Source organism: Methylobacterium sp. yr668, from assembly GCF_900116245.1.
Classification (GTDB): domain Bacteria; phylum Pseudomonadota; class Alphaproteobacteria; order Rhizobiales; family Beijerinckiaceae; genus Methylobacterium.
The window spans coordinates 71,436-87,321 of sequence record NZ_FOZY01000027.1 but is presented as its reverse complement, the minus strand read 5'-3'; the positions used below and the strand labels follow the sequence as shown (position 1 = coordinate 87,321).

The following is a 15,886-nucleotide window of genomic DNA, read 5'->3' as shown; positions in this document are numbered from 1 at the left end:
GGGCTACTCCAGTCCGCCGGCCCGTCGTCGCCTCCGACAACGCCGGGTCGAGCCGGTGATCCCCACCCGCAAGGATCAGCCCCGCCAGCTCGATTTCGACAAAGCCGCCTATCGCCAGCGCAACAAGGTCGAGCGGTTGATCGGTCGGCTCAAACAGTATCGCCGCATCGCCACCCGCTACGAGAAGCGAGCCGCAAACTACCTCGCCATGGAGTTGACCCGGTCTCGTGGAGCCCTCCAGACTTTCCGCACGAGGTGCGCTCCATGCCTCATACACGCCCGCCCTACGCCCCCGAGTTCCGCCGCCAGATGGTCGAATTGGTCCGCGCCGGACGCGACCCGGCCGATCTCGCCCGCGAGTTCGAGCCCTCCGCCCAGGCCATCCGCAACTGGGGCGCTCAAGCCGACCGCGGTGAGGGCCGTGGCGCCTCCAAGAATGACGTCCCGACGCTCGCCGAGCGGGAGGAACTGGCCCGTCTACACCGCGAGGTGCGGCAGTTTCGGTTGGAGCGCGACATCCTCTCAAAAGCCGCGGCCTGGTTCGCACGGGAGAGCGGCGCGGTGCCGTCGGGCTCTTCCAGTTCATGAGCGCGAACCAGGCCGTCTTCCCCATTGCGGCCATGGCACGCAGCGGGCACCCCATCGCGGCCTGCCGCGATGGGAACCCTGCTCGGCGTGTCGGAAGCCGGCTATCACGCTTGGCGGCAGCGCACGCCCTCCGTCCGTGCCGTGGCGGATGCCGCGTTGTTGAAGCAGATCCGCACCGCTCACGCTGGGTTGGGCGAAATCTACGGTGCGCCGCGCGTGCACGCTACGCTGGCAACGCAGGGCGCACGACACGGACGCAAGCGCATTGCGCGGCTGATGCGCGAGGCGGGCCTTGTCGGCGTCAGCCGCCAGCGCGGAGGCGTCGTGACCACTCGACGCGACCGGGAGGCTCGCCCCGTGCCCGATCTCGTGGACCGCACCTTCTCGGCCGAGGCCCCCAACCAGCTCTGGGTAGGTGACATCACCTTCGTGCTGACCGCCGCGGGCTTCCTCTATCTCGCCGTGGTGGTCGACGCCTGGAGCCGGCGCGTCGTGGGCTGGTCGATGGCCAGCCACCTGCGGACCGAACTCGTGCTCGACGCACTGGAGATGGCCATCATGCAGCGCCGACCGCGCGATGTGATCCACCACTCCGACCAGGGATCGCAATACACGTCGCTGGCCTTCGGCGGTCGCTGCCGCGAAGCGGGCGTGCGGCCCTCCATGGGCTCGGTGGGCGACGCCTACGACAACGCAATGTGCGAGAGCTTCTTCGCGACGCTGGAGTGCGAGTTGCTCGACCGCCGGCGCTTCGCCTCTCAAGCACAGGCCCGCATGGCCGTGTTCACCTTCAGCGAGGGCTTCTACAATCCCGTGCGCCTGCACTCCGCGCTCGGTTATCGCTCACCCATCCGCTACGAACAGGAGATGCTCGCCAACCCTTGATCCGCAAGCGTTCCACCGCTCCACCAAAACGGGTCAACTCCAACTCCAACTCCAGCTGACTCCGCGGTCCCGCCGCGACGCGTTGATCCAGCGCAAGGCCTGCGAAGCCGGACCGAGCTCATCTCGTAGGCTCAAACGGGAGGGCCAGACATGAAGACGTCAGCCCTAAGCTCGCCCGGGACGTATCGACCGGTGACCGCCGGATGGATGCCGGGCGTGCACGGGTGGCTTGCAGCCTTGCCGCTTGCCGGCCTCTGTGTCGGCTTGGCTGTGCAGGTCATCGGTCGGGCAGATATCGCGGCGGCGGCCTGGACCCTCGCGACCCTGGCGGTCCTCGGAGCCCTCGTGTTCCAGGTTGTGACGAGCCTGGCGAAGGGCGACGTCGGCCTCGACCTCGTCGCCCTGCTCTCGATGGGCAGCGCGCTCGCGCTTTCGCAGCCGCTGGCCGGCGCCGTCATCGCCCTGATGTACGCCGGCGGCCAGTCGTTGGAGGCGTACGCGTCCGGCCGTGCCAGCAGGGCGATGACCGCGCTGGTCGCGCGCCAGCCACGCACCGCCATGCGCGAGGACGGTGGCGCCCTGACGGAGGTGCCGCTCGCGGCGCTGGTCCCGGGAGACCGCATCCTGGTGCGCGTCGGCGACGTCGTGCCGGTCGACGGGCGGGTCGCCGCAGGTCGCGCCATCCTCGACCGGTCCAGCCTCACCGGCGAGGCACTGCCGGTCAGCTTCGGAGCGAACGAGGCCGTGTTGAGCGGTACGGTGAACGCGGGCACGCCGTTCACCTTGGTGGCGGAGCGGCCCGCGGCCGAGAGCACGTATGCCGGGATCGTCCGCCTCGTGGAGGCGGCGCAAGCCCGGAAGGCGCCGATGGCACGCCTGGCGGACCGGTACGGGCTCGTTTTCCTCGTTCTCACGCTGCTGCTGGCCGGAGGCGCTTGGCTCGCCACCGACGACCCCCTTCGGGCGCTGGCCGTGCTGGTCGTCGCCACCCCGTGCCCGCTGATACTGGCGGTGCCCGTCGCGCTCGTCTCCGGCCTCTCCCGCGCCGCCAGCATCGGCGTCCTCATCAAGGGCGGTGGCGCCCTCTAGATGCTGGCCAAGGTCCGCGTCCTGGTCGTCGACAAAACCGGCACCCTGACCCACGGCACCGCCCGGATGGTGTCCATGCGGATCCTCGGCGCCTTTCCCGAGGACGAGGTGCTGGGACTCGCGGCGTCTCTCGAACAAGCCTCGGGGCACCCGGTCGGGCAGGCACTGGTCGAGGAGGCGCGCCGACGAGGTCGGACGCTCTCTCAACCCGAAGCCGTCGTGGAGACGCCCGGGGAAGGCGTGACCGGACACGTGGACGGGCGGCACCTCGTCGTCGGGGGGCTGCACCTGATGCGAATCCACGGGATCGACTTCCGGATACAGGACGAGGCGCGAGGCCTGGCGGCAGCCGCGGCGACGGTTCTGGTCGCCATCGATGGCGCGCCGGCCGCCATCCTGGAGTTCGCCGACCCGCTCCGTGCGGACGGCGGCATCGCGCTTCTGGAACTTCGCGCGTGCGGCATCGAGCGGGTAGTGCTCGCGACCGGAGATCGGTGTGCCGTCGCCGAGGCGCTCGTCGCCGGTCTGCCCGTCGACGCCGTCGCCGCCGACCTCGACCCGACGGCGAAGACGAACACCGTGGCCGCCGAGCGTCGCAACGGGCCCGTGATGATGGTCGGCGACGGGGTGAACGACGCGCCGGCCTTGGCGGCCGCCGATCTCGGCGTGGCACTCGGCGCGAGGGGTGCGGCGGCCGCGGCCGAAGCCGCGGACGTCGTCCTGCTGGTCGACAGCCTGGCCCCGCTGCCCGATGCCATCCGCATCGCCAAGCGGACCCGCACTATCGCGCTTCAGAGCGTGTGGATCGGCCTCGGCCTGTCGCTCGCCGGCATGACTGCGGCGGCGCTGGGCCACCTCTCGCCCCTTCAGGGCGCGTTGCTCCAGGAGGTTATCGACGTGGCGGTCATCCTCAACGCCATGCGTGCGCTCGGCGGCTCCCAGGACGCTCGCAAGCCGACGGCGCGGGAAGTTGCGCGGCATCCATGAGGCTGTCGACAGCCCGCGGAACTTGCGATGGATCAAGGTGGCCCGTTCCCGCCAGGACCAAGCTCCCTTCGTCGGCATCGACGCACAACGGAGGCCGCCATGGACTACGCGAACATCCTCGTGTCCGCCGACCTCGGCGAGGCCGCACCGAATCGGATACGGCTTGCCGCCGACCTGGCCCGACGCTTCGGGGCGACCGTGACAGGTGTGGCCGCCCACACCGTTCCGGCCCCCATCCTGGTGCGGGACATCTACGATGCCATTGACCAGGAAGGCCGCAACAAGGCGCAGATACAAGCCATCCTGGAACAGGCGCACGCGTCGTTCGAACGCTTCGTCGGGGATGGCATTCCCACCGACTGGCGCTGGTGCTTCGCCGACGCCACCGCACATCTCATCGAGCAGGCGCGCGCCGCGGACCTCGTGGTCGTGAGCCGGAAGGGTCTCGGAGACCAGGATCCAGGACCTCTCGGCGTGCCGCCCGGGCCCGTGATCATGGAGGCAGCCAAGCCGGTCCTGGTCGTGCCGCCGAGGACCGCGCACCTGAAGGCGGCGCGCATCTTGGTCGCCTGGAAGGATAGCCCCGAAGCACGACGGGCGGTGTCGGCCGCGCTGCCTCTCATGCGGGAGGCGGACCAGGTCCTCGTCGCGACGGTCGGCACGGACGCACACCTTACGGGCGCGGAAGACGTCGCCTACCACCTCGCGCGGCACGGTGCCCACGTCACACCGCACCGCCTGCACACGAAGGACGACGACGGCTCGGAGATCCTGCGCTTCGCCCTGATGCAGGATGCCGACCTGATCGTCCTCGGCGCCTACGGCCATTCCCGGTTGCGGGAGTGGATATTCGGCGGCGTGACGCGAGACCTGTTGGACCGTTCGCCCCTTTGCAGCCTGATGTGCCATTGATGACCGGCAAGCGTGTCCTGCTCGTTGCGAGCGTCGCGCTCCGACTGCTCGCCGGGCCTGCCGCGGCGGAGGAGGCTTCCGCCGCGCGCGGGCGGGCCCTCGCGGGCATCGTCTGCGCTCGCTGTCACGCAGTGCGTATGACGGGCGAGAGCCCGATGCGCGAGGCGCCTCCGCTCCGCAAGCTCGCCGAGAGCTTCCCCATAGGCGACCTCGCCGACGTTCTGGACGAAGGCGTCGAACGCCGGCATCCCGCCATGCCGGACTTCCGGCTCGACCCGAGCGATGCGGCCGACCTGACGGCCTATATGCAGACGATGAGGCGGTGAGACGGACGTCAAGGCGCAGGTAGCCGGACATCGAGGACGAGGGTTCGACGGGACGCCGAGTCCCGAAAGGGACGAGCACCATGGAAGGGTCGCTTCTCTACGTCAGCCGTCGGACGTCCTCCGATGCTGAGGTCCGGAACATCGTCGAGACGTCGCTGGCGAGGAACGCTCAACTCGGCGTCACCGGAGCGCTCGTCGCGTCGCGCGGGCGATTCGCACAGATCCTCGAAGGCCCCCGCGCCGCGGTAGACGCGCTGATGGACAGCATCCAGCGCGATCGGCGCCATGCAGGCGTGGAGGTGCTGGTCTACGATGACATCGACAGGCGGCGCTTCGCGGACTGGACCCTGGCCTATTCCGGCGCCTCCGTTTTTGTCGATGGGCTGATCGGAACTTTAACCGAGCGCGCCACGCCCCTGCCACATCGAGGCGACGTGCGCCGCTTGATCCAGGCCATTGGGGGACTCGCGCGCGCACGAATTTGACGGCCCGGCAAGCCCGGGCCGCCTGAAGCGGTGCGCGGCCGCTTTACTCGACGAAGCTCCAGCCGGCCTTCAGGGCGGCGCGCTCCTCCTCGTTTATCGGGCCGGGCCACTCCGGCCTGTTCGGTGCCCGCACCTGAGGCGGCACCTCCCCGACATCGAGCTTTGCCGGTGCGGATTTGCTGCGCGCGCTCGGGGTACCGCGTCTCCGGGCGGCCCGACCGGTCGGGCCGCTCCCTGAAGATCCTTGCTTGAACACGGTCGGCCTCCCGGGCTTAATGGGCGAGGAACAGCGGTGCCGGGCTGCCCCTCAGGAAGGAGCGGGTCACCCCGCCGAAAAAGTATTCACGCGTGGGGGAGTGCCGGTAGGCACCCATCACGATCATGTCGGCCCGGAACAAGCCGGCCTGGGCGCGCAACGTGTCGGCGACGCTCTCCCCCTTCGGCAGGTCGTTGACGCTGACGTTTACCCCGTGCCGCGCGAGATGGGGTGCGAACTCGGCGCCTGGCACCCCTTCTTGGATCTCTGCCTCGGTGCCGACCGAGACGATCTCGACAGCCTCGGCCGAACGCAGGAACGGCAAGGCGTCGTTGGCGGCGCGGGCGGCCTGGGCGCTGCCGTCCCAGGCGACGATGATCCGCCGTGCCGCGAAGGCGTCGTGTCCCGGCGGGACGGCGATGACCGGCCGGCCGCTGTGAAACAGCGCCTTCTCGACCATCTCGCGGTCGAGGTCGTACGTCCGCGGACCGATGTCGAGGACCGTCAGGTCGTGCAGGCGCGCGCGGGCGGCGAGACGGTTCACGATCTCCGGATACGGCAGGCTCGGCGTCTCCGTCGTGCAGACCACGCCGGCCTGCGCGGCATCCCCAGCCGAGCGCTCGGCGACGGAGCGGGCCAGGGCGTCGAGCCGGCGGTCCATGACCGAGACGCCTTCGTAGTCGAACTCGCCGAGCCAGGCGTCGTCGCCCGAGAGGCGCCACGAGGCCGACTGGACGGTGAGGTGGGCGCCGGCGGCCTTGGCCAAGGTCAGGCCGTAGCCGATGGCCGACGAGGCCTCCTCGCGCTCGCCCTCCACGGCGGTGCCGACGAGGACGTCGCGAATGCCTGCCAAGTGCGAAGGGCTGAATCTGGACATGGAAGTTCTCCGGGTTGAGCCGATCCCATAGTTCCTCCCGTCGTGGCTGCGCGGCGTTGATCCATCTCAAGCGGCCGGAGCGACGCGGTATCGGTGCCGGTTCGGCCCAAAGAGCTACTCGACCCGGGCCGCGAATACGCACCTGCGGCTGTTCCCCGCTCCGAAATCGCAATAATAACTGGGCACGAGATGCAGCCGGGTGGCGGTCGGACACGGGCGAGTTCCACAACGGCCGCGCGCAGGACTTCTCCGGGTGCGCTCGATGACGGACACCGTCGACCGGCCCAGCGCCGACCTTGAGCGTGACGTCACGCGAGCGAGCGACGAGCTTCGGCAGACCCTCGACGAAGTCGGGATCTGCGTCTGGTCTTTGGACATCCCGACCGGGCGGGCCACGGTATCCCCGACCTGCGCGCGCCTGTTCGGGGTGCCGCCCGAGCGGCTGACCACGTTCGCTGACTCACAGGCGTTGGTTCACCCGGACGACCGCCAGGCCCGCGCTGACGCCATCCAGAAAGCGCTGCGTGAGGGCGGGAGCTACGAGGTCGACTACCGCGTCGTGCGGCCGGACGAGTCCGTCTGCTGGCTGCGCTCGCGCGGGCGGGTGAACCTCGACGCGGCTGGCAGGCCGGCGCGCCATCGCGGGGTTGTCCAGAGCATCGACGAGCAGAAGCGGGCCGAAGAGGACATCCGGGCGCGCGAGGCGCACCTGCGCTCGATCCTCGACACCGTGCCCGAAGCCATGGTCGTCATCGACGAGGCGGGCCTCATCCATTCTTTCAGCGCCGCAGCCGAGCGGCTGTTCGGCTACGCGGCTGGCGAGGTGGCCGGGCAGAACGTCCGCATTCTGATGCCGGAACCGATGCGGGGCGAGCACGACGGCTACCTCGACCATTACCGGCGGACGCGGGAGCGGCGCATCATCGGCACCAACCGGATCGTAACCGGCCGGCGGGCCGACGGCACGACGTTCCCGATGGAGCTCGCCATCGGTGAGATGCGCTCGGGCGAGCAGGTGTTCTTCACCGGGTTCATCAACGACCTCACCGAACACCAGAAGACGCAAGCCCGGCTCCAGGAACTCCAGACCGAGCTCGTCCACGTCTCCCGCCTGAGCGCGATGGGCGAGATGGCGTCCACCCTGGCGCACGAGCTGAACCAGCCGCTCGGCGCCATCGCGAACTACACCAAGGGTTGCCGTCGGTTGCTCGCGCGGTCCGGCCCGGAAGCCATCGCCAAGTCGTTGGACGTTCTCGACAAGACCGCCGAGCAAGCCCTGCGGGCCGGCCAAATCATTCGCCGGCTCCGGGAGTTCGTTACCCGCGGGGAGACGCAGCGACGGCTGGAGCCGGTCTCGCGGCTGATCGAGGAGTCAAGCGCCCTGGCCTTCATCGGTGCCAGGGAACAGGGCGTCGTTGCTAAGATCCGGGTGGCCGCCGGCCTGAAGGCCGTACTGGCCGACCGGGTCCAGATCCAGCAAGTCTTGGTCAATCTCATGCGGAACGCGCGCGAGGCCATGCAGCAGAGCGAACGGCGCGAGATGACCGTCGACGCCCATGCGTTATCCGCGAAGATGGTCGAGATCACAGTGTCGGACACCGGCCCCGGCATCGCGGACGAGGTCGCGGACCGCCTCTTCCGGCCATTCGTGACCACCAAGGCCAGCGGGATGGGCGTCGGCCTCTCGATCTGCCGCACCATCATCGAGGCGCATGGCGGCCGCCTGACGGCCGAGCGCAACGCAGCCGGAGGTGCCACATTCCGTCTGACTTTGCCGACCGCCGCCGAGGGAGACACGGCCAATGGCAGTTAGCCTCGTGCACGTCGTGGACGACGACCCGGCGATGCGGGATTCGGTCGGCTTTCTGCTCGACACCGCCGGCTTCGAGGTCGCGCTCTATGAGGCCGGGTCGCGCCTCCTCGAAACGCTGGCGAAGCCCGCCGCGGGATGCGTCCTGACCGACATCCGCATGCCCGGCATCGACGGGCTGGAACTGCTGCGCCGTTTGCGGGCGATGGGACACACCTTGCCGGTGGTCATGATGACAGGGCACGGGGATGTGCCGCTCGCGGTCGAGGCGATGAAGCTCGGCGCCTGCGATTTCATCGAGAAGCCGTTCGACGACGAGGCGCTGATCCAGGCGCTTAGGTCGGCCTCGGAGCGTGGCGGGGTCGCCGGAACTGTCGACCCGACGGTGCGCGATTTCGTTCGACGCGTTGGGACCCTTAGCGAGCGCGAGCGGCAGGTTCTGGATCATCTTGTGGCCGGCCGCACCAGCAAGGAAATCGGCCGCTCGCTCGACATCAGCCCACGCACCGTCGAGATCTACAGGGCCAAGCTCATGGCAAAGACGCGAGCGGAGAGCCTGCAGGAATTGGTGCGCTGGTCAGTGCTGGCTGGGCTCGCCTGACGCCGGCTTGAGGCAGGTCAAGGCGAGCGCCCGGTCCTTTCCGCAAGGTGGCGTCTTCAACCGCGAGCCACACCGGACGGCGACCACCATGCCATCGGCCCCTCAGAGCCTCATCTACGTCGTGGATGACGATCCGGCCGTCCTGCACTCCACCCGCTTCCTGATCGAGTGCGAAGGTCACCGCGTCGAGACCTTCGCTGACGGCCACGATCTGCTGGCGGCCTTCCCCGGTCCGCGACCGGCCTTCGTGCTGCTCGACCACGTCATGCCGGGGATGGATGGTCTTGAGGTGCTTGGCCATCTGCGCGAGCTCGACGCACATGTGCCCGTCGTGCTGATCACCGGCCATCCCGACCCGGGCATCCGGGCGCGCGCCAGGGCCGCGGGCGTTCCCCTAGTCGATAAGCCGCTGGTGTTTGACGCGCTCCTCGGCCTGCTCGCCAACGAAGCGGCTGAGGTTTCGGCCAAACGAGCCTTACGGAGCTGAAACGAGGCCTCGACCGCGCCACTGCGCCCTGACGGTGGAAATTGGATGCCTAATACCCGCTCCGGGACGTCCGAGAAGGGTGGTTTTCTGCCAGGCCACTTTCGGAACCCGGAGCCAGAAGATCGGACTTGCAGCGAGTAGGATTGCCCAGATTCGATGTAGACAAAGAACGCTTTCGCGTGAGGTGATTTCCCGATGCCTAAGCCCGTTCTCCCTAACCACTGAGTTTCGTCGGCAGATGATCGATCTGGAGAGCGCCAGCCGCAGTCCGGCGCACTTCGCCCGCAAGTTCCAGCCCTCCGCTAAGGCCATTTGTAACCGTGCGACAGAGGCCGAGCGTAGCGTAGGTCGACAGGAGGCGAAGCCACGGGCCGCCGATGAGGGATTAAAGACACGAAGCGCGACAATCTCCTCTCACTCGGGTGAGAGGTCAAACCGTAAAATCTGGAGCGCGGTAAGCGTTGTCATGCGACCCAGCTGTCATACAATAACCGCTCCCTCTGCTCGGTCTGAAATGCCGGCGAGGTCAGGTGCCGAATGCACCGGACGGTCGAGCGGCCTGAAGCTGAAGCGCGGTTAAGCCTCGCGGACGCCGGGCTTCTTGCCTGCCTCGAAGATGAATTCGACGCCCGCCTCTTCCAGCGCACGACGCACGGCGAGCAGGGTGTCCGAGCGCGACCGAACCGCCGAGGTCGGGTCCTCCAGCCGATTGAGTGTCGAGACCGAGACATTGGCCAACGCGGCAAGATCATCCTTAGAAAGGCCCGTGATCGCACGGGCCGAGCGGATTTGGCTCGAAGTCAGGGTCTCGTCAGCGGGCGTGGCCTGCACGATTCCCTGCTGCAGCGCAGCATCGGGCGGCGGGGCCCCGTAGCGGGTTCGCCCCGGCACGTTGAGGCACACCCCGACCCATTCTCGGACGGAGCCGTCCTTGTTCAGGACCGGCGCGCCGCGGGCATTGAACCAGCGATAGATCCCGTCCGCGCACAGGACGCGATAGTCCGTGTTGTAGGGCGCCGTGTGCTCCACCGCCGTGGTCCAGGCCGCGAGCGTGCGGGAGCGGTCGTCCGGGTGGACGGCGTCGAGCCAGCCCAGACCCTGCATCTGCGCATGAGACTGACCGGTCAGGGCCATCCACTGCGGCATCTCGCTCGGCTCACCGTTCGCCTTGTTGACCCAGAAGACCGCTGCCGTCGCGGCGATCAGCGCGTTCAGGCGGTCATGCCGCTGCATGAGCGCGTTCATGGTCTCGTGCTGCGCCGTGACGTCGAACACGACGCCCATGCCCTGGCTCGGGCGCCCGTCCGCGCCGAGCATGACCTCGGCGTGGTGCAGGAGCCAGCGCTGGGTCCGGTCCGGCCGGATGATGCGGAACTCACGACTGACCGGCTGGCCGGAGCGCAGCACGGCGATCTGGTCACCGTGCGCGGCTTGATCCTCCGGGTGGATCATGTCGAGCCCGAAGCCGAAGGTCATCTCTGTGGTCGGGTCGAGGCCCAGAATCCGGTAGAGGCCCGGCGACGCGTCCAGCCGCTCGGAAAGCAGGTCCGCCGACCAGAAGCCGATTTTTCCCGTATCCTCGATCAGTTTCAGGTAGTGGCGCGAGGAGAAGCCGCGCGGGGCGACGCCGATCTCGGTCTTCGACTGTGGACGCATCAATGCACGTGTCGGCATCGCCTCACCCCGATCGCCAGCGCTCCAGAACTGAGATGCGAAATGCCATAATCGTGGCCGTGAAAGCGTTAAGAAGACAGCATTCGATCCATATTAACTGACATTTAGTGGCGGCTGTCAGCGTCGTGCAGGCCATCGATCGCTTGGAAAAGGAAGCCTGCGTCGGCTGCCTTTTTGGCGATCGATGGATACCAGAATTCGACGAGGTATCTATCGGTCGAGCGCGATGGATATGCCGCAGAATGGAACAAAAAATTCCACTGCGCCCGAAGCTTCGGATGTGTCCGGCGGAATGACAGGAAATTGGATCCCCTCAAGCGCGATTGAACAGGAATTCCGGCGATCGGCTTGAGACTCTGGCAGTCCGAAGCGGTCATCCTCGCACCGGAGACGCGGCGAGCCGTCTCCTGCCTGGGTACCTGAATGTCGCTGCCGAATGCCGAATACCGGGCGAAGTCGAGCACCCTCGACAGTGCACCGGCGTCGATCCAGTTCGACCTCCGCGGCAGGGTGATCGCCGCCGACGGTTCGACGTCCTCGAACGGGCGCGGCCATGAGTGAGATCATCCTGCCGATGGGCGTCGACGACGCGGTGCACCTGCCCGACGAGGACGCGCGCCTGCGCGAGGCGATGCGCGCCACGATGCTCGCCGAGACGCTGCAACTCGGCCGATACTCGGCGGTTACGCAGGCCGCCGTCGTGCTCGCGCTGGCCGCCATCTTCTGGGGCATCGTCTCGCACGCTTACCTGTCCGGTCTCGCGGCGGCGGTGACGGCGCTGTGCGCGGTGGCTATGATCGCGATGCGCCGCTATCGCGGCCGCCTCGGCGACCGATCGATCGCCCGGGAGGCCTTCGCCGTCCTTCACGGCCTCGCGCTCGGCCGCGGTCTCGCCTGGGCCAGCATGCCGGCGATCCTGCTGCCCTCGGTCGACAATGCCTACCGGATCGTGGTCGGGGCCGTCTGCGCCGCCCTGATCTCGCACGCCTACGTGGCGGGCCCGATCTTCTCCCTGGCACTCCTGGCCGTGGCGCCGGTGGTGGCCGGCATCTTCGTCGGGCTCGCCGGTTGCGAGAGCCCGGTCGGCGAGTACGTCGCCGTGCTGCTGTCGCTGTACGCGGCCTTCGTCTTCGTGAGCGCGCGTCGGATGTGCCGGCACTCCTACCAGCGCCTCTGCGACCGCGTCATGGTGCAGGCGCAGAGCGAGACCATCGGGTTCCTCCTCAAGGATTTCGCCGAGGGCACGAGCGACTGGCTCTGGGAAACTGACACGGTCGGGCGCCTTCGGCAGGCCCGCGCCGCTGTCGCCGCCCTGCTCGGCGTCGAGGTCGCCGGGCTGCGCCACCGGCCGCTGTCCGAGCTTCTGCGCGCGTTCGCCGACCCGGACGGCGACGGCGCGGACGCCCAGGCCGTCGCCGCGGCGATCGCGGCGCGCGCGCCTTTCCGCGATCGCACCATCCGGCTCCGTACCGCGGCCGGCACGCGCTGGATCACGCTCAACGGCAAGCCCGTCTTCGACGCGCAGGGAGCGTTCGCGGGCTATCGCGGCGTGGGCTCGGACGCCACCGAGAGCCGTGAGGCGCAGGCCCGCATCGCCTTCCTGGCGGGTCACGACAGCCTGACCGGACTGCCGAACCGCAGCGGTTTCCAGGACGCGCTGGGGACGCTCTGCCGCACGGTTCGCACGGCGGAGAGACCGAGTGCGCTGTTCTATCTCGACCTCGACGGCTTCAAGGCCGTCAACGACAGTCGCGGCCACCTCGTCGGCGACCGATTGCTGCGCGCGGTCACTGCACGCCTGCTCGCCATCGGTGAACCGCACAGCCTGTTCCGCCTCGGCGGCGACGAGTTCGCGATGGTCGTCCGCGATCTAGGTCGGCCCGCGGCCGAGGCCCTCGCCGCCCGCGTGGTGGCCGAGCTGCGCCGCCCGTTCCAGATCGACGAGGCCCGGCTGGAGGTCGGTGTCAGCGTCGGCATCGCCTACATGCCGGACGACGCGATCGAGCCTGCCAGCCTGCTCATGCGCGCCGACCTCGCCCTCTACGCCGCCAAGGCGGACGGCAAGGGCTGCTGGCGGACCTTCGATCCGTCGCTGGAGGAGCGGGTCGTCCGTCAGCGGCAGTTCGACCTGGACATGCGCGCGGCCCTCGCGGCGGACGAGATGGAGCTGCACTACCAGCCCCTGGTGGACATGCGGAGCGGTCGTGTCGCCGGTTTCGAGGCGCTGCTGCGGTGGAACAAGCCCGGGTACGGCTGGGTTTCGCCGGGGGAGATTATTCCCATCGCCGAGGCGACCGGCTTCATCGTCGAGATCGGCCGCTGGGCCCTGCGCCGTGCCTGCACCGACGCCCGCACGTGGTCCGACCTGAAGATCGCGGTGAACATCTCCTCCATCCACGTGCGGATGCCGGGCTTCCACGCCGAGGTCGCGGCCGTTCTCCGCGAGACCGGCCTCGCGCCAGATCGGCTCGAGATCGAGATCACCGAGTCGGTGCTGCTCGACCACGGTCCGGAGGTTCTGGAGAACCTGAAGCGCCTGCGCGCGACGGGCGTGCGCATCGCGCTGGACGACTTCGGCACGGGCTACTCGAGCCTGAGCTACCTGACCGAATTCCCGTTCGACAAGGTGAAGGTCGACCGCTCCTTCGTGCGCGATCTGCAAGGTCGCCCCGAGAAGGTCGCCGTGGTCGAGGCCATCGCCCGAATGGCGCGGGCCCTGTCGATGAGCGTCACGGTGGAGGGCGTGGAGACCCGGCAGCAACTGGACGTCCTCCGGGACAAGCGCTGCGACATCGCGCAGGGCTTCCTCTACAGCCCGGCGCGCCCGGTCCACGAGGTTGCGGCGCTGATCGCGCGCATCGAGGGTGCTGCGCCGCCGCCAAGCGTGAGCGCCAGCGATCCGGACGGGAGCCCGACCGCCGACGCGCGCCCGGTCCTGTCGCTGGCCCGCGCCTCGTAGTTGACGGGCGGCGCATCGCGTCACTGCCGAAAGGCAGAAAATCTCTCTTGTCGCGCTGAGGACGCCCCCCAGAGCGCGATTGCCAGGCAACGCGTCTTTAAATGCGGCGACTTCAAAATTCAGAAGTAATGGAGCATCATTACATGTCGCGCCTGTCGGACCTCAAGATTGTTACTAAGGTTACGATCCCGCTGCTGCTGGTCGCCGCTGTCGCCGGGGGGCTCGTGTATCGCGCGCACGGCGTCTTCGATGAGTTGAACGAGAAGACGCAGCACATCGTCGATGTTCAGTCCGCGCGACTTGAGAATATCCTGACTGTTCGCACGAACGTCCTCGAGGCGACGGTTCAGAATCGGAACATTCTCATCGAGGACCGGCCGCCCGAGCAGGCCACGTACCGATCGCGCTACGACGAGGCCGTGAAACAGGCCTACGTGGCGGTCGACAGGCTGATCGCGCTGTCGAACTCGCCCGAGCGGCGGGCCGTCAATCAGAAGCTGCGAGAGGCCGTCGAGGCCTATTTCCACATCGTCGGGCGCGCGAACGCGGCGGCCCTCGACAGGGACGCCGAGACCGCGCGGACAATCGTGCTTTCCGAAGGTCTCGCGGCCCGCAACAAGGTCCGCGACCTCGTCCAGCCGCGCATCGACAATCTCGCGGCCGAGCTCGCCCAGGCGAAGGCGGAGGCCCAGGCGAGCGCGGAGCGGGCGACGACGGTCCTCGTCACGGCCGCGGTCGCCGGGCTGCTCGCGGCCCTGGCCATCGCGTTCGCCATCGTCCATTTCGGGCTGACGCGGCCCCTGACGCGGCTGGTCGCCGTTCTGCAGCGCATGGCCGAGGGCGATATCGATGCCGACATCGCGGAGGCCGCCCGTCGCGACGAGATCGGCCAGGTCGGCAAGGCCGTTGCGGACATCCGGGCCATGGTCGCGCGGAAGGCCGTCGAGGACACGGAGATGAAGCGCGCCGCCGACGCGGCGGCCGGCGCCGAGCGACGGCGCCTCATGATGGACCTCGCGAACGGCTTCGAGCGGGCCGTCGGAGGCATCGTCGGGATGGTCTCGGCCTCCGCGACGGAGTTGCAGGCCACGGCCGCGACGATGACGGCGACCGCGACCGAGACGGCCACGCAGTCCACGGCCGTGGCTGCGGCGGCCGATCAGGCAGCGTCGAACGTCGGCACCGTGGCGGCGGCCTCCGAGGAGCTCGGGAGCTCGGTTCAGGAGATTGGCCGTCAGGTACAGGGATCGGCATCCCTCGCCCAGGCCGCTGTCGGCGAGGCCGACCGGACGGCGCGGCTCGTCGAGGACCTCACGACGGCCGTCGCGAGAATCGGCGACGTCGTCGCGATGATCTCGGCCATCGCTGGCCAAACCAACCTCCTGGCGCTGAACGCGACCATCGAGGCGGCGCGGGCCGGCGAGGCCGGCAAAGGCTTCGCGGTCGTCGCAGCCGAGGTCAAGGAACTCGCTTCGCAGACGGCCCGGGCGACGGACGAGATCGGCGGCCATATCGGCCGCATCCAGGGCGTGACAGGCGAGGCCGTCTCGGCCATCGGCGCGATCACGGGGCGCATCCGCGAGATCAACACGGTGGCGGCCAGCATTGCCGCCGCCGTGGAGCAGCAGGGCGCGGCGACCCAGGAGATCGTGCGCAACGTCGCCCAGGCGGCGACGGGCACCGCGGAGGTGACCGGCAACATCGCCGGAGTCGCGTCAGCGTCGGAGGCTACCGGCGCGGCGGCGACCCAGGTGCTGGCGTCGTCCGGCGAGCTGTCGCGACACGCCGAGCAGCTCGCAGCGGAGATGACGCGCTTCCTCACCACCGTGCGCGCGGCCTGAGGCGATCCCGATGGCGTGCAGCACAGCCAGCGTCCCGGGCCTCGGGGCCAATCCCACGCTTCGGCCGGGTTGCCGGGGAGATGCCGCGGCGGGGCACCGGCGTTGCGGC

At 68.8% G+C, this 15,886-nt stretch carries 11 protein-coding genes and 3 pseudogenes; 12 read left to right on the top strand and 2 right to left on the bottom strand.

Going from position 1 to position 15,886, the window contains the following annotated elements:
- From BM419_RS25020 to BM419_RS24995, 6 genes and pseudogenes are all read left to right on the top strand, one after another.
- A pseudogene (locus BM419_RS25020) lies at positions 1–211 on the top strand (transposase); the annotation flags it as partial.
- A gap of 53 nt (positions 212–264) precedes the next feature.
- Positions 265–1,473 (top strand): annotated as a pseudogene (locus BM419_RS25015) (IS3 family transposase).
- A 150-nt stretch (positions 1,474–1,623) separates the two neighbouring features.
- Positions 1,624–3,549: pseudogene (locus tag BM419_RS25010) on the top strand (heavy metal translocating P-type ATPase).
- Positions 3,550–3,648: 99 nt separating this feature from the next.
- Positions 3,649–4,461 (top strand): universal stress protein, encoded by an 813-nt coding sequence (locus BM419_RS25005; protein ID WP_091927997.1) that lies wholly within the window; start codon positions 3,649–3,651, stop codon positions 4,459–4,461.
- Positions 4,461–4,787, top strand: coding sequence for a c-type cytochrome (locus tag BM419_RS25000; RefSeq protein ID WP_091927996.1), 327 nt, complete (start codon positions 4,461–4,463; stop codon positions 4,785–4,787). Before BM419_RS25005 ends, BM419_RS25000 begins: the two co-directional genes overlap by 1 nt.
- 80 nt (positions 4,788–4,867) lie before the next feature.
- Positions 4,868–5,272 (top strand): BLUF domain-containing protein, encoded by a 405-nt coding sequence (locus tag BM419_RS24995; RefSeq protein ID WP_091927995.1) that lies wholly within the window; start codon positions 4,868–4,870, stop codon positions 5,270–5,272.
- Positions 5,273–5,544: 272 nt separating this feature from the next.
- Here the strand turns inward: BM419_RS24995 and BM419_RS24990 are convergent, their stop codons facing one another.
- Positions 5,545–6,405: a universal stress protein gene (locus BM419_RS24990; protein WP_091927994.1), complete on the bottom strand. Its 861-nt coding sequence runs from the start codon at positions 6,403–6,405 to the stop codon at positions 5,545–5,547.
- Between the two features lie 262 nt (positions 6,406–6,667).
- Between BM419_RS24990 and BM419_RS24985 the strand changes: the two genes are divergently transcribed.
- The 3 genes from BM419_RS24985 (at position 6,668) to BM419_RS24975 (ending at position 9,303) form a co-directional block, all read left to right on the top strand.
- Positions 6,668–8,218: a PAS domain-containing sensor histidine kinase gene (locus tag BM419_RS24985; protein WP_091927993.1), complete on the top strand. Its 1,551-nt coding sequence runs from the start codon at positions 6,668–6,670 to the stop codon at positions 8,216–8,218.
- Positions 8,208–8,816 carry a response regulator FixJ gene (fixJ, locus tag BM419_RS24980; protein ID WP_091927992.1) on the top strand — a complete coding sequence of 203 codons (609 nt, stop codon included), beginning with the start codon at positions 8,208–8,210 and terminating at the stop codon, positions 8,814–8,816. Before BM419_RS24985 ends, fixJ begins: the two co-directional genes overlap by 11 nt.
- Before the next feature lie 88 nt (positions 8,817–8,904).
- Positions 8,905–9,303 carry a response regulator transcription factor gene (locus BM419_RS24975; RefSeq protein WP_091927991.1) on the top strand — a complete coding sequence of 133 codons (399 nt, stop codon included), beginning with the start codon at positions 8,905–8,907 and terminating at the stop codon, positions 9,301–9,303.
- A gap of 576 nt (positions 9,304–9,879) precedes the next feature.
- Here BM419_RS24975 and BM419_RS24970 read toward each other — a convergent pair.
- Entirely contained in the window at positions 9,880–10,977 is a 1,098-nt protein-coding gene (locus BM419_RS24970; RefSeq protein WP_244540852.1) for a PAS domain-containing protein, read from the bottom strand.
- Between the two features lie 423 nt (positions 10,978–11,400).
- Between BM419_RS24970 and BM419_RS32580 the strand changes: the two genes are divergently transcribed.
- The 3 genes from BM419_RS32580 (at position 11,401) to BM419_RS24960 (ending at position 15,777) form a co-directional block, all read left to right on the top strand.
- Positions 11,401–11,538, top strand: a complete 138-nt coding sequence (locus tag BM419_RS32580) for a hypothetical protein (RefSeq protein WP_170855247.1) — start codon at positions 11,401–11,403, stop codon at positions 11,536–11,538.
- Positions 11,531–13,936 (top strand): putative bifunctional diguanylate cyclase/phosphodiesterase, encoded by a 2,406-nt coding sequence (locus BM419_RS24965; protein ID WP_091927989.1) that lies wholly within the window; start codon positions 11,531–11,533, stop codon positions 13,934–13,936. Before BM419_RS32580 ends, BM419_RS24965 begins: the two co-directional genes overlap by 8 nt.
- A gap of 143 nt (positions 13,937–14,079) precedes the next feature.
- The gene (locus BM419_RS24960) at positions 14,080–15,777 is read left to right on the top strand and encodes a methyl-accepting chemotaxis protein (protein ID WP_091928006.1); all 1,698 of its coding nucleotides are present in this window, start codon (positions 14,080–14,082) and stop codon (positions 15,775–15,777) included.
- The last annotated feature ends 109 nt before the right edge of the window (positions 15,778–15,886 follow it).